The sequence below is a fragment of the Eubacterium sp. AF16-48 genome (assembly GCF_003479405.1).
Taxonomy (GTDB): Bacteria; Bacillota; Clostridia; order Lachnospirales; family Lachnospiraceae; genus Eubacterium_G; species Eubacterium_G segne.
In genome coordinates, this window is record NZ_QUHB01000002.1 from 252,021 (window position 1) to 275,388 (window position 23,368).

Consider the following 23,368-nt stretch of genomic DNA (forward strand, 5'->3'; position numbering starts at 1 on the left):
GGATTCTCTAATATATTATATTAGGAAAACCCACCCAAAATGAAAATAGAAAAATAAATAAAGTTACAACTGATAATGATTTTCGCTTGATTGGACTGGCATGTTGCGTAAGCAACTGACAGGACACATCAACGAAAAAGGCAGACAGATAAGGATTGACACCGTAGGTGGCAAGACTATCTGGCTGACTAACAGGGTGTGGGATGTTCCCACTAATATATTATGTCACAGACAGTTGGTCAATCGCTTCTTACGAAGCTCATGCCCTTGCATCCGTTCTTACGAACGTCTGCAAATAAAAATCAGATAGAAGAAGGAGAATATTTAAGATGAAAGTAGAAAATTTAACAGTAGGCAATATCTATTATGTTTCAGTTACAGATTATAAAGGAATAGCAACTTCTTTTAAGGTTGGGAAGTTAGTAGAAATTGTTAATAAAAGTAGTGTAATTCTTGAGGATAGAAAAGGAAAACAATTTAAGAGTGCAGTAAAAAAATTACATAAAACAGCAGATAAGGCAGTTCAGACTAAAAAAGGAAAGCAGTTAGCAAAACAGTATATGGCTGAATTGAAGCAAAAAGAGGAAGAAAGTCTGGTTGATAAGAAAATACAAAGAAGAATAAAACAGTTGGGAAAATCAATATATGTAACAATGGTAAAAAATAAATACATTGTTAAAGGTTATGAGCAATCAATATCTTTTCGTACAGTAGAAGAATTAAATGCATGGATAGATACCGAACTTGCAAAATTTGAGAATATTAAAGCAGAAATATTGAATAATGGGTATAAGCATTTATGTGTAACCTGTAAAGATGGACATAAGGAATACTACACCATTATCAATATATCATTCAAGAAATTTGAAATATTTTGTAAGCATTTCAGAGGAAACAGCCAATACCTTGAGAATGAAAATTTATTGATGCGTGAGGATGTAAGAGGTCTTAAATTAAGGATTCATAAATAGAAGGAGATTTTAATAATGGCAAATAAAAATAACGAATATTGTTGTATGTGTGGAAGTAAAAAAGATGAAGTAGAAAAGCTAATTAGAGGTAAATATGGTTACATCTGTGATAGCTGTATCAGCATTGCAAGTGACTTACTCAATGATGAGGAAGAGGAATCTATCACAAATAATATGCAGTTGGCTACACCTTCACAGATTAAAGCACATTTGAATCAGTATGTGATTGGACAGGATGAAGCAAAAAGAACACTTGCAGTTGCGGTCTACAATCACTATAAGAGATTAAAGCAAAATAAAAAATCTGATGTTGAAATACAGAAATCCAATATTCTTATGATTGGTTCAACCGGGAGTGGAAAGACATATCTTGCACAGTCACTTGCTAAATTCTTAGGTGTTCCATTTGCTATTGCTGATGCTACCTGTTTAACTGAGGCTGGATATGTCGGCGAAGATGTTGAAACTATGTTAAGAACACTCTTACAGAATGCAAATTATGACATTGAATCAGCACAAAGAGGAATTATCTATATTGATGAGATAGATAAGATTTCTCGTAAAGGCGAGAATGTTTCTATCACAAGAGATGTGTCAGGTGAGGGAGTACAGCAAGCACTTCTTAAAATCATTGAAGGTACAGTATCAGAAGTGCCAGTGACAGGAAGTAGGAAACATCCGCAAGCTGAAACAATAAAGATTGATACATCGAACATACTTTTTATCTGTGGTGGTGCATTTGATGGAATTGATAAACTCATCAGCAAGGAAGAGATTCATAATAGCATTGGATTTGGTGCTAATGTTTCCGATAAGAAAGAATCAGTTGCTGATTTGTCAAAGGTTGAACAGCACGATCTTGTAAAATATGGTCTTATGCCAGAACTTGTTGGCAGACTTCCTATTGTAACTGCACTCAATCCGCTATCAGAGGATGATTTGGTACATATTCTCACAGAGCCAAAGAATGCTATCACAAAGCAGTACCAGGAATTGCTATCTATGGATGGTGTAAAGTTAGAGTTTGAGGACGAAGCATTGAGAAAGATTGCAGAGTTGGCTATTCAGAAGAAAACAGGTGCAAGAGGTCTTAGAAGCATCATTGAATCCGCTATGCAGAAAGTTATGTTTGATGTTCCTGATATGGCAAGTGCAAAGAAAGTTGTTGTAACTGCTGCTTGTGTAGAAGGAAAAACGGATGCACTGGTATATGGAGCAAGGAATAAGAAGATAGCGTAAGGGTAACATTACAATTTCAATCCGATAGATAGTAGGAGTGAAACGGAAGTGCATTATAATTCATTTCCGTTTGAACACAAAGAACATATCAGAAGGAGAATATATATTATATGGATAAATTTATAGTTGAAACAGGAAATAAAGACACAGCCGAATTAAACAGACTTACAAGAGTAATCATGTTGCATGATATATGGAACAGACAGTATCACAACACAGTTAGCAGTATATTTCAAAAGCACAAGAGTGTAGATGATTGGTCGCAGGATGAATTGATGAAAGTTGCTCTATGCGGTGTAAAGTATATAAAATACGTTGCTGACATTGAGCGCGAAAATCAGAGGTTGGATTCAAGCTACAATACACCATTTGCAGTAAAAGAGGCAGGATTTAATCTGATAGATGGTTTGTTTGGTGTTATAGGTCGAATTAAGCTAAATAATCTGATTAACCTATTCCCGATAGATAAAATCTATGATGGGGATAAATGGGGCTGTAAGGATTACTTTTTCACGATGGATGTTCTGAAGGAGAAAGGTTTTGATAATGCAGTTGGTCGTGATGGAGTATTCAATCTCATGTGGGATTATGAGAACAGAGATTTGAGAGAGTTCACAGTATTCTATATGAGCTGTATGAGTGCCATGTATAAACAGCAGAGTGGTGTTAGCTTTGCTGAAAAGTTTTGTGAAGATAATGGGATCGGTACATATACAATGGACAAAGAAAATGGTCTGCTTATTGATAATCAGAGTGGAGAAATTGCAAAAATGAGCAATAAACCTTCATTTATGCAGATTGTGAAGTGATTTTGCAGTTTTTAAAATAGTGACATTCGATTTTGACTGTACCTACAAGGAAAAATTTTTTGAAAAAGCCAATGAAACTATCATTTCTTTACACAGTGCTTTCACAGGTCGTTACATGAGTTTTCAATGCTTGTGTAATGGCTTTTCGTGCGTAATTCACGCAACTATCCGTAATGATTTAGATAATAACAGAATAATCAAAAAAGTTTCTTCCTTAGCGGAGAATATAATAAGTAGAAGGTGTATTTATTTGTAGAGAGTTCAAACATCTCCATTGATAAAAGCACATTCTGTAACAGGTATAATAAAAATAATTAGTACGATTGGAGAAAAAGTTAATGAATGATAAGAAAAAATTTGAACCTAGAAGATTTAGAATATATAAGCTGAGTACATTTGATGCACTTACCGATGAGGAACGTAAATTTCACATGGCTTATAAAGATGCAAAAAAGGAAAAGGTATTTCTAAAGGAACAGCGAGACAATTTAATTGCATCATTTGATGGTGTTAGAAAGATAGATAGAAATCGTCTGTATATATATAACTATGATGAAAATGGAGAAATCATAGAGGGTTCAGGACGAGAGAACATTGATAAGCAAGTTGCATTAGCTGAAAGTGAAATGGCAAGAATGGCTACAGACTTTTCAGAAAAGGATCCGCTTGTAATGGAGATTGTATATCTTAAAACATCGAAGCTTAATGAGGTATTGCATCAGATTGTAGATAGAGGATTGGATATTGATGGTCAGCATTATATTTTCTATTCCAGCACAACAAATCAGATGAAGCGTGGAGAGTGCATTCTTTTAAAAGAGAATTTTTACAAAACACATGAGCAAGAGATTACACTTGGTCTGACTGATGAGGTAGTAAATGCAAGGGGCGGTTGCAATATTGGAAAGAGACTTGCATATAATGGACTGCTGCTTTCTACTTCATTTATACCAAATGATTATCAGCTAACACTTGATGATTGTTTGATTGTACCAGACTTTGAGACTATAATTAATGAAAAAGTTGAGTGCATTGACCATGATGATAATAGTATCACTAATATATCAGTAAGGAACGAGGACATTAAAATACCGCAGACAGATGGTGCAGGAATTTTTCTGCCAGGAGTGTTACCTTATTCTTGTCAGATTCGTTGTGGACATATTAAAGGTTGTGTATTTCCTTTAGATTTTAGAAAGTTCTTACAACTAGACGAAGTTGAAGGTGTTAAACCAAGTGCAATAGTTTCTGATCCATGGGGCAAAAAGCATGATGTAATTAAGGAAAATATCAAAATTATATTGACTGCTTCACAAGTAAAAATGTGGAAATATTATGAATCGTGGGAAGAATTAAAGGAAACATACAATGCTTGTGGCAAGAAGATCGCAATAAACAATTTTGCCGAAGAACCCAAGGGATGGGAAAAGACCAGTTATCAATATCTTCATACATTAGACCGTGATAAATTTACCAATGACAAAATGAAAGAGCTTTGTGAGAATACATTGAAAAAGCTTAAGGACATGAAAACTGATGCTGGTAAAATTGCTGAGATTTTAAGTGAACCATATCTTTCAGATGCAATAACAGCATATCCTGAGTTAATCCAAGATAAACATATTCAAAAAAAATTGGAAAACAAATTCAGAAGTGAGAGAAAAGATGCTTGTGGAAATAAGCTTATACTGGAAGATTCATTATATGCTTATATTTGTCCGGATTTGTATGCATTTTGTGAATGGCTGTTTTGCGGTATTGAAAATCCTAAAGGTATTATACCAAGGGATCATGTGTACTGTAGCTTCTACAATGATGAACCATACAACAAATATGATGTCGTTGATTGTTTAAGATCTCCACATTTATATATGGAACATGGAATAAGGAATCTTGTAAAAGGCGATGAATTGGAACAATGCAAGGATTGGTTTATAGGAAATGATCTTGTTGTAAGTAGTCATGATTTATTATGTCGTATCCTTCAGTTTGATGTTGACGGAGATCATGCTTTAGTCACACCAAATAAGACTATGATAGAGTGTGCGCCGACAGATAAACATATTTTGTACTACACAGGATTTGATGCAGATAAGCCACAGATTACTAAAGAAGCAATTTATAAGGCACTTGTAGCAAGTATGGACAATTCAAATATAGGCGATATTTCTAATGCTATGACCAAGAACTATAATAATGAAGAGATTGATGATGAATTTAATAAGGTCATGTGTTGTTATAATAATTTGACCATAGATTTTCCTAAGACACAGCAGAATATTTGTTTAGGAAAGTATGATGACAAATTTAAACAGCTTATTAATGAACAACCGCCATATTTCTTTCAGTATGCTAAGAATAAGAAGCGTGATAATTGTAAGCCACTTTCTGATAGTAATTGTGATCGCATATGTGCTTATATTCGCAAGAGCACAAGCAACAAGAGATATACATGGAAAACAGATAAGCCATTTAAAGTAGGTGTACTTTTTGACGAAAGTATCAAAGTTGATATAACGGATGAAGCATATAGAAGATTGGAACAACTTATGTTCGATCTGAAGCGTAGAGAACAGTCATTGACGTTTAGAATCAATAATGAGATAGAGCAGTTGGATAAATCCGATGCAATGCGTGAGAAGATAAGTAAATATGATGTGTTCTATACAATGTGTGATAAAATGATACTCTGTATTTTTGACGGAGACAGAAAACGTGCGACAGCATACCTCACAGATTTTGAGTATTTACAGAGAGAAAACTGTGATAGCGGTAAAAATATCTTGTGGAATTGCTATGGAGATATTATTCTTGAAAATATTAAAGCCAATGTCGGAAATCCTGCTGGTATACCTGAAAGAAAACCACACTATAAGAAAAAGGGCAGTGGAAAGAAAAATAGAGAGGTACATGAAATTGGTAAAAGTGTTATAGAAAAAATCAATAAAGACATTGAAGAGGTTTCTACAGTTACCATATATAAGGATGAATTAGAATGGATAGATAATCTTCCGTACAGGAAAAACTGTAGTAATGATAGAGAGTTATTATTTATCTTGATGGTGCAGCAGAAGAGAAGCAAATCTGGGAAAGTTTGGGTATATGCCAATAAGAGGACTGCGTTAACCTGTAATGGACTTGATAAGATGATTGGTGATGGTGTGTGTGTTGCTAAGAAGGGAATCAAACGTTTAGAAAATATGGGAGCTATTTTTATTATTGTGCATGGAAAAGATATGGAGATAATTGTTAATTGTCCAGATTTTGATAAAACAAAAAGTGCATATAAAATAGAGAGCAAACAAAGAAATCCAATTATTCCATTCTATGAGCACAATAAGGAAAGAGTAATTACAGAGTGTCCGTATTGTCATAATAAGTACATCAAGGTTGGCAATATGAAAACTTGTCAGAATGTAACTTGTCGAGAACAGTTAATTATGGATCGCAAACTCGGATATAAATAATTTGGACAATTAGTTGTTAAATAGTGATAATGATAAAGCCTTGAAAACAAAGGAAAATTGTTACTATTGCACAAAAACGTCAATTTATAATAGGGAGAGGAATAACATAATTTCTCTCCAATTATTTATTTAAAGAATTGGAGAAGACTATGAATCAAGAAAAATTAAGGAATAAATTGATTTCAATAGTTGATTCTGGTCTTAATGCCAGAGCTATTGCAGATCATACTAAAATTTCGTATGAAAGTTTGGCAAAATATAAACAGGGTAAAATGTATCTTATTCCTGCTGATGCAGACAAGCTTGAAAAATACTTATCGTTGGTACAGATTCCAACATCAATTTAGGCTTTACAGTTTGCCTATAGACATAATACCTCTATAGGATTTTACTATTTTTACACTATAAGTGGGGCGTAAGTCCCACACGGTAATATCACTCGAAAGAGTGTTTATTATACATTTTGAATATCATACTATGGGCAGGACGTTGATGCCTGCCCCTACAAAAACGATAATAATGATTGTCACCTTGAGCAAGTGATAATTTTTATTATAAATTAGCTGATACATTGTCCTCAAACAGCAGTGTGTTGGTAGAGTACCGAGTGTATTCAAAACAATAAACAATGATTGAGCGGACAGGCTGATTCAAACTAGGTTTGTCCGTGAAAATCAGAAAAAAGTAGTGTTTTGTCGATTATTGGTATATAATGGTAATATAATACTAATGATTGGAGAATGAAACGTATGTTAAAGGATGTTCATAAATACTATTCTTTAAATTTAAAAACAATAGGATATCTTTTATTTATTAAAATCTTTGGAAATACATCTGTTAATTCGTTTATTAACATTATAGTTCCAATTATATTATCGGTATTATTATCTTTTCCGTCAGAAAAAAGAGATAAGAATTTTAATAATTATATTTGGGCGATTATAATATTTATTATTTGTTTTAATCTGTTATCTTACATTGCAACATACATAAAAAATAAAAATGAAAAATGGAAATCGCTTTTAAGTAGCGTTGCAGAACATATAAGTGCAATTCATATAGAAACAGGTACTAATATTTATAGAATGCACAAACATACTAAATCTAGTATTATAAAAAATCAACTTGTAGATAAAACACATTTCAATCAAATAGCAGATTTTCAAGAAATGTCATTTTTAGTGTGCAGATCTATATATGATATTATTGAAAGAGAATTGGAATGTTATGAATGTGAAGTGACTGTATATCAAAAATTTCTAAAAAGTAATAATAAGAAATGTGATAATATTAAAATGATTGCATATGCAACAAAAGGAAGTATAATTCCTTCTACATATGACAAAATCTATACCATAAATAAAAATGCACCCAACACTGTTTTTATGAAACTTTTTAAAAATAATCAATCGGATGCTATTATATGTCATAATCAAAAATCAGTAAAAGAAAAATTTATCTGGTTATCCGAAAGTGAAGAACGAGAGAAAAATATTCATCAGTATATTGGTATTCCTATAAAGAGCAACTCAAATAATGTGGTTTGTATTTTGCAAATTGATGTTGCACAGAAAAAACTACTTGGTAGAAATTATAAAGAAGTTAAATATTTTGCCGATGATATACTAAAACCATTTTCTTCAATTCTTTATAATGCCTATGAAAGAGATAATGTATTTAATACTTTTTATGATGTATGGGCAAACTCATGTAGTCAAAGATAATAGGAGATTTTATATAATGCATGTTAAAAAGATTAAAAAAATTACGAAAAAAGGTGAATATATAATGACAAGCGAATCTACATTTGTTGAAATGAATCAAGAAGAATATATAGATTGCTATAGAAATTATCGTTTCGACAAAGAAGGAATGGAAGAGTTGGCAAAAAAATCTGTTCAGATGTTGGAGAACTATTCAATGCAAAGGGAACTTGAAGAATTAGAAGAAGAAAATTATTATGCCTTAAGTGAACGATATAAAAATTATTCAATGTTTGAATTAATAAAAAAATTATTTGAATAATTGTAAATATAATAAAAGAGCAGGGCTAATTAATCTCCTGCTCTTTTACTACAAATGTGACCAATTTAGCATTGGTTATCATTTTTTTATCTACAAAAATAGCAAAGGAGGCTAAAAATTGACACAGGAAGAGTTACGTGATCTGTTAAAAGAACGGACACAGAAGGAAAAACAGATTTACATTGCCAATGTAACAGGCATTGATAAAGATGTGCTATCAAGATTCAAATTAGGAAAAATCAATTTATATCCGGCATTATTCGCAAAACTGGAAAACTATCTATTAAATTCATAACAAACAATTCAAATTTATCTCAGGCGAAAAGCCACAATCTGATTATTCAATCAAAAATTCAATAAAAAATGTACAACTTGATAAAATTCATGGATATGGTCGCTGAAATCATTTAGCAACCATTTATTTGTATGCTGAAATTTATAGGAAGGAGTCGTAATTGAATAATTTTATTTTACAGTTGGTTGCTGGTCTTAGCAAAACGAAAAGCAAGCAACAGATTAAGTCAGACGCAAAAAGTCTTGGCGATATGTATGTCAAGCTGATTGGAAACCTTGATATGCCAAAGACAAGGAAAGCAATCAAAGCACAGTTGAAGGGATTAAATAATCTTACATTCAACATCACACCGAATGTAAATACAAAAGGTGTACAGTCGGCAACCAAACAAGCAATTGACAACGCACAAAGGGTTGCAAATAGTAATAAGGTTCATCTGAATTTTGACACAAGCAAGCAGCAGTTAGTGAATCAGATTAAGATTTTGGGAAGGAATAATAACAAACTTTTCAGTGATCGAGAAATGACCGCTAAATACAATCAGTTGCTTAATTCTGCTAATGTAGCAAAGAGTACAGGTGAATTAAAAACTCTTAGAGGTGAATTATCGGCATTTAAGACGGAGCTTGTAGCAACGAATAATGCAGGATTAACATGGGGTTCAAAATTTAAGAAATCCATTGAAAGTTACGCAAAATTCTTTAGTGGTGCAAGTATGATTTATGCACTTTCTAATCAAGTTAGGAATGCAGCCACAGAAGCAAAGACATTAGATGATAGTCTTGTTGACCTTCAGAAGGTAACAAATGAAATAGGTGACAGAGACGCACTATACAAGTATTTTGATAAATCACTTAGTAAGGCACAAGAACTTAATGTAAAAGTTGGTTCATTAATTGATGCTGTAACAGAGTTTAAGAAGCTTGGTTGGAATTTAGACGATGCAGAGCTTGGGGCGAAATGGGCGAACATCTTATCAAACGTTGGAGACGTAGACCTTGATACGGCAATCGGTTCAATTAAAACCTCTATTGCTTCATTTGATGAAATTGGTGGTTATGGAAACGACCAGATGGACAAGAAACTTGAAGCCTATACAGACCTCATTAATAATATGTCAAACAAGTACAGTATTGATGCGGAAGGATTAGCTGAAAGTATCAGATTAAGTGCTGGTACATTGACAGAAGCACATATGAGTATTGAACAGGCTGCTACAATGTTTGCTACAGCTAATAAATACTATAATGATCCGTCATACCTCGGTAACACAGCAAAAATCGGTTCATTAAGAATGCGAGCTTCATCTGGTGATACAGATGCTATTGAAGAGTTGCAGGAAATGGGCGAAGAAGTTGACGATTTAGCAACAGCCACAAGTAACTTACGTGAAAAACTCATGGCATTAACTGGTGTTGATATTATGGAAGATGAACATACTTTCAAATCCTATTATGACCAGTTATACGAGATTTCACAAGTTATGGATAAGTTGGATGATACCTCACGTGCAAATGTTCTTGAGACTATGTTTGGTAAGAGCCGCTCGGCAGCGGGTGCAGCGATATTATCTGGCATGAAGGAATCTGCATCAGCTTATGAAGATGCAATCAATAGTGCAGGAAGTGCTACAGAAGAGTATCAAACTTGGATGACCAGTGCTGACGCAGCGTGTCAGAGGTTTTCTAACACTCTTACAGAGACATATCAAGGCATTATCAATGGTAATACAGTCCGTGACCTTGCTAACTTAGGTTCGGCAGTTTTGGAATTTGCCAATAACTGGGGAATCGTAGAAGGTACGCTAAAAGGTGTAATTGCACTTGGTATTGGAAAATTCCTTACAACAGGCACAATGGCACTCATTACAGCTACAAAACAAGTAGAACAGTATGGAAAAGCCTTACAGATGGCAAGTAATGTTCCGAATGGTAACTTATCTGCTAGATTCCAGGCATTAAAGAGTATTGCACAGGTAACAAGTACATTGACAACAGAGCAGTTAAGAAATGTATTAGCCACAAACACACTCACTCAGGCTGATCGTGTAAGAATCTTACAGATGCAAGGCATGACAAAAGAGATGGCATTACAGAAAATTGCTGAAATGAATCTAACGCAAGCGACCAATGCACAGACCGCAGCTAACACAGCAAGTACAGCGAGTACGTTTTCACTAAAAGCAGCAATGATTGGACTTGGAGCAACTTTAAAGAGTGTATTCCTTAGCAATCCAGTAGGAATTGTGCTGATGGGTATTAGCCTTGGAGTTAGTGCAGTAACTTCCGCAGTATCTAAGCATAATCAAGCGGTAGAAGAAGCAAGACAGAAAGCTAAAGAAGCAGCAGACAACGCTAATACTTTAGGTGATGAGATTGCAGAATTAGCAAACAAATACATTCAATTATCGGATGCAGTAAAAACAGATGCAAGTGCTAAAGAAGACTTAATGACTACACAGACAGAGTTATTAAAGAAACTTGGACTTGAAGGAGAAAGCATTGATGATTTGATTGCAAAGTATGGTTCATTATCAAATGCCATTAAACAAGCAAGCATTGATTCATTGAAAAATCAACAGACAGACTTGATTGCTGGTGTAAATGCAGCAAAAGAAGAGTTGATGGATGTTGCGAAAGATAACTTCTGGGGTACTAACAACATTATTAGTGCATCGGGAGAAGAAGCAGTAAAAGCATTTAAAGAGCTTGAAAAAGCTGGTGTAATTGATAGTGGTTCATATGGTACTGGTGGTGGTCAGTTAGTTTTAATTGGCGATGATACAGTTGAGGGAGCATTAGAAAATTACAAAAAGCTTGAAGATGCAGTAAACGCATTAAGAGATTCAAAAGCATTCACGGCTGATGAATTATCAGACAATTCACTATTTAATTCTATCTATAGTAGATATAGTGAGATGAAGGAATCAGTAGAGGCATATAATTCATCTATTGATAACTTAAATGAAAACTTGGCTCAACAGACAATGTTGACAGCGTTACAGGGTAATAAATTACCTAAGACAGAAGAAGATTTTAACAAATTTAAACAGGAGCTGATTGATACAGCAGTTGCAAGTAAACAATTTATTGGAAATGAAAAGGAGATTACCGATGTGATTAACAATTATCTATCGACAGTTCCTGAGTTTGAAGGCTATTACAGCATTCCTCTGGAGAACGAACTTGATAAAGTAGATGAATTGTTGAATCAAGAGGACTTTTCAAAATCCTTCAAACAAGCATGGAAAGACCTCGATAATGTAGATAGCAAGTCTGACATGAAGAATACCAAGAAAGACCTTACTACTCTTGCTGAATCAGGTAAACTTACAAGGAAAACTTTTGAAGCAACAGAAGGTGCAAAAACTTGGTTATCACAAATAGAAATTGATGCTGATGTTGCAATTAAGAAAATCAATGATTTGGTTGATAATTCTAAACAGTTAAATTCTCTTAAATCAAGCATTAAATCAATTCAGGATGCATATGCCGATAAGCGTGATAATGGTGTTGCCGGTGCAGATACTCTTAGCGGTATGGAATCTGAATTTGGTAAACTTAAATCTTGGAATGAATTTAAAAACACACTTGGTTCTACTACTTCTACTCTTGCAGACTGTCAGGAAGCACAGAATAAACTTGCAAGTGAATACGTTAATTCTAACAACTTCTTATCTCAGCTTACAGAAGAAAACAAGGATTATTATACAAGCCAGTTAAAAGATTTAGGTATAAAGAATGCACAGGAAGTTGTTACTACTCAACTTGAAAATAAAGCAAAAAGTTTAAACCTTGCATATTCTGCTCTTAGCAAAGAACAAAAGAAAACTGTTAAAAGTGGCGAAGAGTTGGCAGAAATGTCGGGTACTGATATTGCTATGTTACTTGGCGAAGCTAATGGTTCTAAAAAGGCAAGAATTGAACTTGCGAAACTTGCTTATCAAACAACCAATTGGTCAGATTTAGACGCTACCCAAACCATAGAACAGTTAAATAACATTGCTAAAGCTGCTGGAATTGCTGCTAATAATATTAGTTTATATAAAAATGCATTAAATGAAGACGATCCTAATAAATATCATAGCACAATTCAGGGTTCGAGTTTAGAAGCTGCTGCAAAAGCCAATGGAATGACTGTTGCTGAATATGCTAAAAAGATGGCAAAGGATCAAGTTGGTAACAAATTAAATAAAAAGGGCAAAAAGACTAGAACAAAAATTGATATCGACCTTTCTCTTCCTAAAGTAACTGGTTCTGGAAAAGGTTCTGGTTCTTCTTCCTCTTCTTCCAAGGTATTTGACTGGATTGAAGTTCGTTTAAAACGATTGGAAGATAAAGTTAAGAAAACGGTTGACAATATAAACGATTATGCAACTAAAGAGACTAAAAATAAGCTTTTCGAAAAGGCGAAATCTCAATATGACGATTTACTGAAAGGTTATGAAACCGCTGCAAAAAAATATAAAAAGAAGTTAGATAGAATTAAGTTGTCTTCTTCTCTGAAAAAGAAAATTCAGAGTGGTGATTATTCTATTCAGACAATCAAAGGCTCTACGAAAAATGAGAAGACATTAGATGCTATAGACAAATATCAGGAATATTGGGACAAGTATACTGGTGCAAGAGATAATATTATTGAAACTAAGAATAATAAGCGAGAGCTTATCAAGAAACAATTAGAAGATGATATATCTGACTTGGAAGATGATTTGGAATTATTGCAGTATGAAGCCGATAAAACTCAAAGCCGTATTGAGAAAAACGAAACTAAGGGTTTTGCTGCCACAAAAAATGACTATAAGGAACAGATTAATAATTCTAAAAAGCAAATAACAAAATGGAATGACGAAAAGAAAGCCTATCAGTCATATCTCAAAAACAATAATATCGCAAAGACTTCAGATGAATATCAGGATATTAAGCAGAAAATTCGTGATATTGATAAAAATATATCCGATGCTGAGAAAAACCAGTTAGAATGGAATAAGTCAATATCTGAATTACCGTATCAAAATCTTGAGAAGTTTAAAAATGTTCTTGATGCTATTTCTAGTCGTTATGAAAAGATAATCTCATTCTGGGAGTCACAGGGACATACTAAAAACGAATCGCAAATCACAAAACAGATTTCCATCGGTCTTAATGAGTTATCTCAGCTTAAAAAAGAACGTGATGAAAAATGGAATCAGATTAACAAAACGTTATCAGACAAAGGATTGAATTCTTCCCAGAATAAGCAGTTTAAGGCTTTGTATGAAGGAATGCGTGAAGGTACTATTACTGTTGACCAATTTTATAAGAGTATCAGCAAACTTGGTATCTCTAAAAAGACTTTTGATTCATGGGATGGACTTCGGGATAAACTTCAAGAAGTTGATGGTCTTGACGGAGATATTCTTGATAAACAGGCAGAAATCGAAAACAATTATGACGATTTGTTGACACCTTGGATTAATTCAATTCAAGATTTAATTGACAAAATTAATGACCTTAATGATGCTCAGTCTAAAGCCGTTGAACTTGAAAAACTTCAACAGGCATTACAGAGTGTTAAGCAAAATAAGAAGAATTTAATCTATCACGAGGATTATGGTTTTAATTATGAGGCTAATAATAGTGCAGTTAAGGAAGCACAGGACAATCTTGATGATTATTATAATCAGGAACAACTCGATACACTAAACAAGATTTTAGATTGGCTAAATGACCACAAAGATGATATGAACTTCTTTGACAAAAACGGAAAACCTCTGTATAAGACCGTAGATGAAGCAGTTAAGGCTGTAACTAAGGGAATGACTGAGGGAATGTCAGAGAGTGTCAAGAAAATGTTTGACAATCTTACTTTTTCTATTGATAAGAATGGTAAGATTACAGCTAGTGTTCCTAAATATGTAGCCGGTACAAAATATGCCAAGGGTGGAATGTCTATAGTTGGTGAAAAAGGTGCTGAGTTAAGATTACTTAATTCTGGTGATCAGATTTTACCACATGACTTAACGGAAAATTTGTGGAAATTCGGATTAAACCCGACACAAATGATATTAGATAATATTCAAATACCTGATATCAGTAATTTAGTTAAAAATACCGGTGGTGAAATGGTTAATAATAATGTTTCTATTGGAACAGTTACTTTGCCAAATATCAACGACTTATCAAAAGCTAATGATGTATTTAATGCGTTAGCTGGTCTTAGTTCATATGCTCTTCAACAAGCAAATAAAAGATAATTAACATAGGCTGTGTTGCAGAAATGCTACAGAAAGAAAAGCAGAATAGAAAAGATAATGAATTTAATGATTATGGTTATGTATTCAGAGGACAACATGAAAATCCAGAGCCTATATCAAAAAACATGATTAGTCGCTGGTGTGGAACAATCGGAGAGATAATCAGTGTAAAGAATTTAAGGCATTTTGATTTCAGACATACAGCTATCAAACGACTTATGAAAGCAAGCGGAAGTGTAGGAATGACAAGTATTATTATGGATTGTCCTAACTTAAAATCACAGGCAAGGTTTTTGATTGATGAAGAAATGAATAACGACTTGCTACAGAAATATAAGGATATTTGTGAAATATAAAACATGGAGGAAAAGTTAAATGACAAAGAAAATGGAAAAACTTATTAGAAATTATTGGAGTATCAGTAAGATTGTTGCGGTAGTGCTTACAATCTGCAATTACAGTATATGGACAGAACCTTTTAGCTTTATCAAGGCTATTGTGATACTTATTATTGGTTCAGTTGCTACTTTTATTGCAATCAATGTACTTGATATGGTTGTAGGTATTATTGTAGGAATTTGTAAGAAAATTCATAGACATTTCTATGACAAAAGATTATTAAAAGCATTCTGTGAACAGAAGGAAGATGAGGTGTAAAAGATGGACAATATTACAGCAAAACATTATATAGAATATACAAAGGATGGCATTACAGATAAATTCCACGAAGGAGATAAGGTAATATGCCGAACTGCGGATAAGGAATACACAGGAAAGATTACTTGTGTCGGAGAATTTAAAGAGAATGAAGAAGCAGAGTCAGTAACAGTCATTTGTCTTGATACTTCTAAGTCTGTATGGAGTTATTCAAGTGAGATTATCAAATTTGATGATATTGAGTTTATGTGCAAGGATTTCTTGGCAGATACAGATATAAACAGTGACATTTCAGATGAAGAAACAAAGAAAAGTACATATATCCATATGTTTACAGGCATGGGATATGATAGATTCAAAGTGGAAAAAACATGGAATTGCTTGGATAAACTTATGAAACAGTTTGATATTCCATTTGAAAAAGCTATGGGCTGTATGATGTATGCACTCAAATATGATTGTGGAATTGAAATTCCATTAAGAAATATTTGCGGTATTGATGTAGGACTTGTACAGAAGTCGATACCAGTATATCAGAAAGAAATAGTCAAATGTTTTGGCATGGCATTGGCAGGAGGTCTTGTGTATCTGCTTGCTGAAAGCTTATCAAAAGAATAGTAACAGAATATATTATTTTGATTAGGGCAGAGGTTGTAATGACTTCTGCCTTTTATATTAAGGAGCGTGATAATATGCCAGGAATGAAAGGTATTTATAGATTTAATCCTGCTTTGGTTGGAGGAATTATAGGATTGATTATTGATTTAATCTTATGCAAAATACTTCCCTAATAAAAATCCAACAACAGCACCTATAATCGTTATAATTGTTGAATATATCCAATAATGCTTGTTATTGTCTATCAGAGTTTGATTAATTTCTTTTAAGTTGTTATTGGTAGTTTGTAATTCATCAATCTTTGTATTACAAGTATCAATAAGTTTATTCTGAGTTTCAATCTGAGCATTTAACTTCATATTTTCATATTGGATAGCATCAAGTTTATTATTTGATTTCTGTTGCTCTTTTACCATAGGATTCTCAATTTTAGGTATAGGAGTTTGCTGAAAATTATAACGAATAGGTGATGCAGAATCCAATAATTTTTGTGCATCAATATTTTTCAGTTGATTACTTAGTTCTGCTGGAGTTAGATTGATTTTATCCATAGAGAATATCCCCCTTAAACAATTTTATTTATTATAACACATATTAGTATAAAGGAGTGTGATTTTTATAGAAATGACAGAACAAGAAGAAAGAACCAGTTGTGTAATACCCATTTGGCAGAAATATACACTATCTGTTCAAGAAGCAGCAGAATATTTTGGATTTAGCGACAAGAAGATTAGAAAGATTGTTGATGAACACGAACACGACAATTTTATATTGTGGAATGGTACAAGACCACGCATAAAAAGACAATTATTTGAAAAGTTTGTAGATGAGAAATTGACAGCCATTTAGTGCTGATTATATAGGATTTAATAGATTTTGAGCCTTAGTTATGGTATATTATGAAGTATCATGCCGAGGCTCTTCTGTATGAAAGGAGAGATACGGATTGTCAGAAATTAGAAAAGACAGCAAAGGTCGTAGATTAGCGACTGGTGAGAGCCAGGATAAAGATGGAAGATACCGTTATAAATACAATGATGTGTTTGGAAAGAGGAAGTCTGTATATAGTTGGAGATTGACTGAATCTGATCCGTACCCAAAGGGTAAACGCAAGGACATTTCCCTCAGAGAGAAAGAAAAAGAAGTTGAAAAAGCATTGAGAAATGCAGTTGCAACCAATGGTGGGAATATGACGGTGTTAGAATTGGTGCAAAAGTATATAAGCCAAAAAAGAGGTGTGAAGCATAATACACAGGCGAATTATAATTTTGTTATCAATGTGATTAAAAAAGAAGATTTTGGAGCAAGGCGAATTGATACAATCAAATTGTCAGATGCTAAAATATGGCTGATTAAGTTACAGGATGATGGCAGAGGATATAGCAGTATTCATTCTATCAGAGGTGTTGTAAGACCAGCTTTTCAAATGGCAGTAGATGATGATTTGATAAATAAGAATCCGTTTGAGTTCCAGCTTGCAACAGTAGTTGTGAATGATAGTGTGACGAGAGAAGCTATAACAAGAAAACAGCAGAGAGAATTTTTGAGGTTTATCAAAGAGGACAAACATTTCTGTAAATACTATGATGGAATTTACATCTTGTTTTATACTGGATTGCGTGTTTCTGAATTTGTCGGATTGACCATCAATGATATTGAATTTGACAAAGAAAGAATCAAAGTAGATCATCAATTACAGAGAACACGCAATATGGAGTATGAAATATTGACACCTAAGACGGAAAAAGGTGAAAGATATGTTCCGATGCAGAAAGATGTTGCAGATTGTTTTCGTAGAATCATTCAGAATAGAAAGCATCCAAAGATTGAGCCTATGATAGATGGTTATAGTGGCTTTTTATTTTTAGATAAGAATGATATGCCTATGGTGGCATTGCATTGGGAGAAGTATTTTCAACATATCCGTGAAAAGTACAACAGTATTTATAAAGTGCAAATGCCTTGTATTACACCTCATGTTTGCAGACACACCTTCTGCTCTAATATGGCAAAGTCTGGTATGAATCCAAAGACATTACAATATATTATGGGACATTCAGACATAGGAGTTACCCTTAATACATATACTCATTTACAGTTTGAGGATGCCTTAGTAGAGATGAAAAAGGTCGTGGGCTAAAAGGCATGAATTTAGCCCAAAATTTAGCCCAAACGAAGGAAAAGTTATGCAAAGTTATTCCAAATTATGCTGAAAATGTGAACAAAAACACTATCACAGAAATATTGCAGAATTGTTGTAAGTGCCGAAAATACAGTAAAATCAAGCGTTTAGAGAGGTTTTAAAGATATGATTAAAATACTATTTGTATGCCACGGCAATATCTGCCGTTCCACCATGGCACAATACGTCCTTCAACATATGGTTGAACAGGAAGGCATAGCCTGGCAGTTTTACATCGACTCAGCAGCTACAAGCTACGAAGAAATTGGAAATCCCGTCCATCCAGGAACTAGAAACAAGCTAAATCTTGAAGGAATTTACTGCGGAAATCATCGTGCAAGAAGGATGACAAAACAGGATTACGAATATTTTGACTACATCATAGGAATGGACACTGCAAATAAAAAAAATATTATGAGAATTATTGGAAGAGATAAGGACAACAAGGTGTACAAACTGTTGACTTTCGCCAACGATTCGGCAGACATAGCGGATCCGTGGTACACAGGAAATTTTGATATCACATATTCTGATGTGGTGCGGGGATGCAGAGGCTTTCTGGAATATTTACAACAGAAGTCTTAACAAGTTTATAAAGTAAAAATTTCTGCTTGCTTACAACATATGCTAAGTAGTTTTGTATTGAAAAATTAATTTTAGTATATAGCGCATTTATTTTCAGGCACATAGTTCTCATATCATTTGCTATAAACGTTAATTACAGGAAAAAGCTAAAAATACAAGAATATTATTGTATTTTTAGAAAGTGAAAATTAGTCAATTTAAGTCCGGTACAATAATATTCTTATTTAATACTTTATTTAATGTAAATATCATGAAAAAATTAGTCATACCAGCCATTAAATTCAATTATTTACAGTAAATATTGAAAAAATCAGGAAAAAAATGTACTTTTTATACTCTACATTAGTTTCAATAAGGAAAAATACGGCAAAATTATATTAAAACAAATTTATTAATGTAATTTTGCCGTTTCCAACTATCATAACAATTTCTCAGCTAATCATCAATCTGAATCTGCAAGACAACCTCCAAAGATTCCAACTTTTACTCCCAACACATCGCTACATCTTCTCACAGATATCCCTTGCAACATATACACCGCTTGCGGATGCATGAGACAGTGAGTGGGTTACGCCACTGCCGTCCCCGATAATATATAATCCATTGTATTTACATTCAAGATTGTCATTAAGTTCCACTTCCATATTGTAGAATTTAACCTCTACTCCGTAGAGCAAAGTATCGTCATTAGCTGTTCCCGGAGCGATTTTATCTAATGCATAAATCATTTCAATAATGCCGTCTAAAATACGTTTAGGAAGCACAAGACTTAAATCTCCCGGAGTTGCTGAGAGAGTAGGAGTAACAAGTCCTTCCTCGATACGGTTCTCAGTGCTGCGTCGACCTCTTACCAAATCGCCAAAACGCTGAACAATAACGCCACCCCCTAACATATTTGAAAGTCTGGCAATGCTTTCGCCGTAGCCGTTACTATCTTTGAAAGGTTCTGAAAAATGCTTAGCCACAAGAAGGGCAAAGTTAGTATTTTTAGTCTGCATTTCTTCGCTTTCGTAACTGTGTCCATTGACCGTTACAATGCCGTTTGTATTTTCGTTTACCACAATACCGTGAGGATTCATACAGAAAGTACGGACGTTATCCTCGAATTGTTGTGTACGGTAAACAATTTTGCTTTCATAGAGTTCGTCTGTAAGATGGGAAAAAATAACAGCAGGGAGTTCCACACGGACACCAATATCCACACGATTTGATTTGGTTGGGATATCCATTTCGTGACAAACTTTTTCCATCCATTTGCTTCCGCTTCGACCAACAGAAACAATACATTTAGGGCTTTCAAAGGAGCCATCCGCCGTATGAATAACATAGCCGTCGTCTGTTTTCTCGATTGAAACCACAGGTGTATCAAAGTAAAAATCAATAGTTTCTTTTAATTCATTATATAAATTTTCCAAAACAACGTAGTTAATATCCGTTCCTAAATGTCGAACCGATGCATCTAAAAGTTTTAACTTGTTTTGCATACATATTTTCTTAAATTTAGTTCCGGCGGTAGAGTACAAATGGGTCCCTTCTCCACCGTGGGACATATTAATATCGTCCACATATCTCATTAAATCAAGAGCCTTTGTTTTTCCAATGTGTTCGTATAATGTTCCACCAAAATCATTTGTAATATTGTATTTTCCATCAGAAAAAGCTCCGGCGCCACCAAAGCCACTCATAATAGAACAGCTTTTACAGTTGATGCAATTAGGAACTTTATTGCCGTCAATAGGACATTTTCTCATGGAAAGCTTGTGACCCTCCTCAAAAACGGCAATTGAAAGTTCAGGCTTTTTTCTGGTTAGCTCGTAAGCTGCAAAAATACCTCCAGGACCGGCTCCAATAATAATAACGTCGTAATGCTTCATAAAAATCCTCCTAATTTAATATGTAATGCCAACTTATTTAGTCGGTGTGAAATTGCCAAAAACGCAAAAAAATACCGCTAAATAAAGTATATCTATAAAAGCGGTTATAGATAACTATTTGCGGCAGTTAGTAGAAACGTTCATCCGTATTATGAACTTATATAATCCTTACAGATAATATCAGAAATAATACATAAAAGCAATAGTGAATGTTATGAGAAAATGTTGTGAAAAATCCCCGGCACCTTATTAATTACATAAAAAAACACAATATCTGAAATTCTGTTGTAAATTTTAATACCCAAGGAAACTTAATCTCGGGTTTTTACATTAATAATTGGAAAATAATCATATTTTATTGTAAATTTTAATTACAACTCGCCCATATTGTTAGCTAAGTCAACATCAGATAAAAAAATTACAATAAAAATCAAGTGAAACAAATATTTTATTGTAATTTAAAATTCATTTAGAAATCAAAATGCATATATTTACAATAAAAAAATACAAGAATTGATATATTAATGTAATTTCCTAAAAACAAGCCTAATTATCTTCCACCAAGCTATAAAAATTTGAATTATCTACATTAAAAATCTACAAAAATACTCATATTAATGTAACGTCCCCACAGAAACATCACAACGTCCCACCCCCTCGGGACCTCACAGAATCCCACCCCACGTAGCATTCACCATCCACCCCACGTAACATTCACCATCCACCCCACGCAGCATCCATCCGGGAATATCACCACATCCCGGAATCACAACAATTCCCACAAGAATCTCCCGCAAGTATTTACAAGCCCCACACTTACCACAATTCCTCCATCACCCACTTTTGCAAATTTGCAATGGCTTTTAATGTGTGCTATAGTTTAAATATGAAGGGAGCAGGAATAAAATGAATTTGGACAAAACATCAGGTCAGATAATTATGTCATTATGTCAGGAGGCGGGCATATCCAGAAGTGAGCTTGCCAGAAGATTAGGAGTTACTCCGTCTCAAATCAGCCGAATAGTAAATGAAGAAACTAAAACTATAAGCAGTGAGATATTAATTGCAATGACAAAGGAATTTGGAGTGTCGGCAGACTATATTTTAGGATTGACAGACAAAAAAGCAGGTAACAATAGTGTGGATAACCCGGTGATATTCCATGGCACAATGAAAAACATTAGTACAGATGATTTTACGGAAAATAACAACAGTGTGGACACCAAAAAAACATCCGTTATCACAACGCCTGCCAGAACCACAACGCCTAACATCACCAGAACTGCCATGTTACTTATGAGCTCGGCATTTCCTCTTGGAAAATGTCTTGAATTTATTGAGAACATAGAAGATATTCCACAAAAGGAAATGGCATACGCTGAGTATTATTACTTTAGCGGTCACCATGAAAAGGCAGTTACATACGCTGAAATGTACTTAAATCATGAGGATATAATGCTTAAATTGTCGGCAAGTCTTATATATACCTTTGCAAATCTGTCATTAGACAGAATCAATTCGGCAAGACTTGGTCTTGAGAGGCTAAAAGAATATCTTGAAAAAGCCATGGCTGAAAACACCGACAAAAAAACAAGGGCATGTTGCGTATTTGTTGCTTCGGCGGCTCACACGCTGCTTCATCTTCCGGTAGGTCATATACCACCATTGTCTGAATACCTTACGGAATTTACCAAAGGAATGCAGTTGTGGGGAGTATATGTTTTGGCTCACAAGGCGTATCTTAATAAGGAATATGAGCGTTCATTAGGAATTGTTCAGGCATGCATTATGACCTGTGACAAAACATACCCAATAGCTATGATATATTTAAATCTTGTGGCAGCAATGGATGCCATGAATATGATGAAAAAGGACGAGGCAAAAAAATACTTTATGGAGGCATGGAGAATTGCAAAGCCTGACGATTTAATAGAAGGAATAGGAGAGCATCATGGGCTTTTGCAGGGGTTGATAGAAACCTGTATGAGAAAAGAATATCCAAAGGATTATGCCAGAATAATTGATATTACATATAGATTCAGCGCCGGTTGGAGACGAATCCACAATCCTGATACTAACGAGGATGTGGCGGATAACCTAACCACCACGGAATTTACCATTGCCATGCTTGCCAACAGAGGATGGACAAATAAGGAAATAGCAGAATATATGGATATTACCCAAAGAACGGTAAAACAACATTTAACCTGCGTATTTAATAAACTAAATATAACCAACAGAAAACAACTAAAGGATTTTATGCTGCGATAATAGCTTATAGCTAAAGGACTCCATGCTACAATAACAAGCCGAATAACTCTATACTGCATAATAGCCCGAATAACAGCTTATAGCCAAATAACTCTATACTACCATAACAGCCCGAACAACAGCCAAAAGACTTCATACTT

At 34.1% G+C, this 23,368-nt stretch carries 19 protein-coding genes and 1 riboswitch; of the genes, 17 read left to right on the top strand and 2 right to left on the bottom strand.

The window, feature by feature from the left end:
* The first annotated feature begins 100 nt into the window (after positions 1–100).
* The 13 genes from DWW68_RS13325 to DWW68_RS03700 all read left to right on the top strand — a co-directional run bounded on the left by DWW68_RS13325 (position 101) and on the right by DWW68_RS03700 (position 16,316).
* Entirely contained in the window at positions 101–310 is a 210-nt protein-coding gene (locus tag DWW68_RS13325; protein ID WP_147365641.1) for a hypothetical protein, read from the top strand.
* 19 nt (positions 311–329) lie between these two features.
* On the top strand, positions 330–971 hold the full coding sequence (locus DWW68_RS03650) for a hypothetical protein (RefSeq protein ID WP_118588908.1): 642 nt from the start codon (positions 330–332) through the stop codon (positions 969–971).
* 15 nt (positions 972–986) lie between these two features.
* The gene (gene clpX / locus DWW68_RS03655; protein ID WP_118588909.1) at positions 987–2,210 is read left to right on the top strand and encodes an ATP-dependent Clp protease ATP-binding subunit ClpX; all 1,224 of its coding nucleotides are present in this window, start codon (positions 987–989) and stop codon (positions 2,208–2,210) included.
* A 110-nt stretch (positions 2,211–2,320) separates the two neighbouring features.
* Positions 2,321–3,019 carry a hypothetical protein gene (locus DWW68_RS03660; RefSeq protein ID WP_118588910.1) on the top strand — a complete coding sequence of 233 codons (699 nt, stop codon included), beginning with the start codon at positions 2,321–2,323 and terminating at the stop codon, positions 3,017–3,019.
* A 338-nt stretch (positions 3,020–3,357) separates the two neighbouring features.
* The gene (locus DWW68_RS03665) at positions 3,358–6,486 is read left to right on the top strand and encodes a hypothetical protein (protein ID WP_118588911.1); all 3,129 of its coding nucleotides are present in this window, start codon (positions 3,358–3,360) and stop codon (positions 6,484–6,486) included.
* 149 nt (positions 6,487–6,635) lie between these two features.
* On the top strand, positions 6,636–6,833 hold the full coding sequence (locus tag DWW68_RS13385; RefSeq protein ID WP_118588912.1) for a hypothetical protein: 198 nt from the start codon (positions 6,636–6,638) through the stop codon (positions 6,831–6,833).
* Between the two features lie 402 nt (positions 6,834–7,235).
* Positions 7,236–8,210 carry a hypothetical protein gene (locus tag DWW68_RS03675; protein WP_118588913.1) on the top strand — a complete coding sequence of 325 codons (975 nt, stop codon included), beginning with the start codon at positions 7,236–7,238 and terminating at the stop codon, positions 8,208–8,210.
* Between the two features lie 64 nt (positions 8,211–8,274).
* The gene (locus tag DWW68_RS03680; RefSeq protein ID WP_147365642.1) at positions 8,275–8,511 is read left to right on the top strand and encodes a hypothetical protein; all 237 of its coding nucleotides are present in this window, start codon (positions 8,275–8,277) and stop codon (positions 8,509–8,511) included.
* A 118-nt stretch (positions 8,512–8,629) separates the two neighbouring features.
* Positions 8,630–8,806, top strand: a complete 177-nt coding sequence (locus DWW68_RS13585) for a hypothetical protein (RefSeq protein WP_199641175.1) — start codon at positions 8,630–8,632, stop codon at positions 8,804–8,806.
* A 160-nt stretch (positions 8,807–8,966) separates the two neighbouring features.
* Positions 8,967–15,041: a phage tail tape measure protein gene (locus tag DWW68_RS03685; RefSeq protein ID WP_118588915.1), complete on the top strand. Its 6,075-nt coding sequence runs from the start codon at positions 8,967–8,969 to the stop codon at positions 15,039–15,041.
* Positions 15,042–15,064: 23 nt separating this feature from the next.
* Positions 15,065–15,397 carry a hypothetical protein gene (locus DWW68_RS03690; RefSeq protein ID WP_118588916.1) on the top strand — a complete coding sequence of 111 codons (333 nt, stop codon included), beginning with the start codon at positions 15,065–15,067 and terminating at the stop codon, positions 15,395–15,397.
* Positions 15,398–15,416: 19 nt separating this feature from the next.
* On the top strand, positions 15,417–15,698 hold the full coding sequence (locus DWW68_RS03695) for a hypothetical protein (RefSeq protein WP_118588917.1): 282 nt from the start codon (positions 15,417–15,419) through the stop codon (positions 15,696–15,698).
* A 3-nt stretch (positions 15,699–15,701) separates the two neighbouring features.
* Complete coding sequence (locus DWW68_RS03700) at positions 15,702–16,316, top strand: hypothetical protein (protein WP_118588918.1); 615 nt, start codon at positions 15,702–15,704, stop codon at positions 16,314–16,316.
* 152 nt (positions 16,317–16,468) lie between these two features.
* Here the strand turns inward: DWW68_RS03700 and DWW68_RS03705 are convergent, their stop codons facing one another.
* Positions 16,469–16,867 (bottom strand): hypothetical protein, encoded by a 399-nt coding sequence (locus DWW68_RS03705; protein ID WP_118588919.1) that lies wholly within the window; start codon positions 16,865–16,867, stop codon positions 16,469–16,471.
* 58 nt (positions 16,868–16,925) lie between these two features.
* Between DWW68_RS03705 and DWW68_RS03710 the strand changes: the two genes are divergently transcribed.
* The 3 genes from DWW68_RS03710 (at position 16,926) to DWW68_RS03720 (ending at position 19,083) form a co-directional block, all read left to right on the top strand.
* Positions 16,926–17,165: an excisionase gene (locus tag DWW68_RS03710; RefSeq protein WP_243053015.1), complete on the top strand. Its 240-nt coding sequence runs from the start codon at positions 16,926–16,928 to the stop codon at positions 17,163–17,165.
* Between the two features lie 97 nt (positions 17,166–17,262).
* Positions 17,263–18,456 carry a site-specific integrase gene (locus DWW68_RS03715; RefSeq protein WP_118588921.1) on the top strand — a complete coding sequence of 398 codons (1,194 nt, stop codon included), beginning with the start codon at positions 17,263–17,265 and terminating at the stop codon, positions 18,454–18,456.
* 168 nt (positions 18,457–18,624) lie between these two features.
* Positions 18,625–19,083 (top strand): low molecular weight protein-tyrosine-phosphatase, encoded by a 459-nt coding sequence (locus DWW68_RS03720; RefSeq protein ID WP_118588922.1) that lies wholly within the window; start codon positions 18,625–18,627, stop codon positions 19,081–19,083.
* A 500-nt stretch (positions 19,084–19,583) separates the two neighbouring features.
* Here DWW68_RS03720 and DWW68_RS03725 read toward each other — a convergent pair whose 3' ends face one another.
* Positions 19,584–20,957 carry an FAD-dependent protein gene (locus tag DWW68_RS03725; RefSeq protein WP_021952636.1) on the bottom strand — a complete coding sequence of 458 codons (1,374 nt, stop codon included), beginning with the start codon at positions 20,955–20,957 and terminating at the stop codon, positions 19,584–19,586.
* Between the two features lie 87 nt (positions 20,958–21,044).
* Positions 21,045–21,142: riboswitch (purine riboswitch) on the bottom strand.
* 721 nt (positions 21,143–21,863) lie between these two features.
* On the opposite strand from DWW68_RS03725, the gene DWW68_RS13390 reads away from it, so the two are divergent.
* Positions 21,864–23,228, top strand: a complete 1,365-nt coding sequence (locus tag DWW68_RS13390; RefSeq protein WP_021952637.1) for a helix-turn-helix domain-containing protein — start codon at positions 21,864–21,866, stop codon at positions 23,226–23,228.
* The last annotated feature ends 140 nt before the right edge of the window (positions 23,229–23,368 follow it).